The 966-nt window shown below is 72.2% G+C and carries 1 protein-coding gene; it reads left to right on the top strand.

Annotated features, from left to right (window positions below; all coding sequences use genetic code 11):
• On the top strand, positions 1-886 hold an 886-nt coding region (locus GT354_RS36000; RefSeq protein WP_202512672.1), incomplete at its 5' end, for a thiopeptide-type bacteriocin biosynthesis protein.
• Positions 887-966: the final 80 nt, after the last annotated feature.

The following is a 966-nucleotide window of genomic DNA, read 5'->3' as shown; positions in this document are numbered from 1 at the left end:
GCACCCCGAATATCGCGCCGTGCGGCGGGAGTTCGTTTCGGCCGGCCTCGCCGCGATCGAGCGTTCCAGAGCCGCCGACACGCGCCGGACGCGGTGGGTGCACGTCGCGGTCAGGCCCGCTCCCGGCGCCGACGCGCGCCTGTACGCCCGCCTCGAAGAGGTCGCGTGCGAACTGCTCACGACCGGCGCGGCCGCGGACTTCTTCTTCGTACACAAGGCACCCGGACTGCGGATCCGATTCGCCCTGCACGGCGATGCCGCGACCTCGGCGCGGCTGCGCGAACTCGTGCACGCACGCGTCGAGGAATGGCAGCGGGACGCGTTGGTGGTGCGCATCGAACCGGGCGTGTACGAGCCCGAGGAGCACTTGTTCGGCGGCCCGGTGTCGATGCGCAGCGTGCATCGCCTGTTCACCGTCGACTCCCTGTCCTGGCTCGGATTCCACGCGGCCGAGGGGGAATCGCTGCCCGCGTGGGCGTTCTCACTCGTGCTGCTGCGCGACGTCATGGACGGGCTCGGCGTACAAGGGTGGGAGGACCGCGACGTGTGGGACCGGGTACGCACAACCACGGGTCGAACGTTGCCGGCCGCGGTGTCGGACGCCTGGCGGGACACGGCGATTCGGGTCCGCGCGCATTGGCGCGCCGTCGAGGCGTTGCGCGAGGCGCTGCCGGATCCCTTACGGGCCTTGGCCGTTCGGCATCGGAGCGAGGCTCGGACCGAGGGCGAGCGGTGGACGCGGGAGTATTTCACGGGCGGCCACGCGGAGTTGGGGCCCCGCCAGGCACTGGCCTACTACACCGTCTTCCACTGGAACCGCGGCCGATTGGCCGGACCCACCCAGTGTCTGCTCGCGGACGCGCTGGCCGGCCGGCCGCAATCGTGACGCCGGACTCGGCTGCCGACGAGTTCGCCCGTGCGTATCTGACCGGCTACGCGCGGCGCGGCCGGGCCGCCGGGCCGGTT

The organism is Streptomyces sp. SID3343 (genome assembly GCF_009865215.1).
Lineage (GTDB): Bacteria > Actinomycetota > Actinomycetes > Streptomycetales > Streptomycetaceae > Embleya.
The sequence above is the reverse complement of the archived record's forward strand: the minus strand, read 5'-3'. Positions and strand labels throughout refer to the sequence as shown.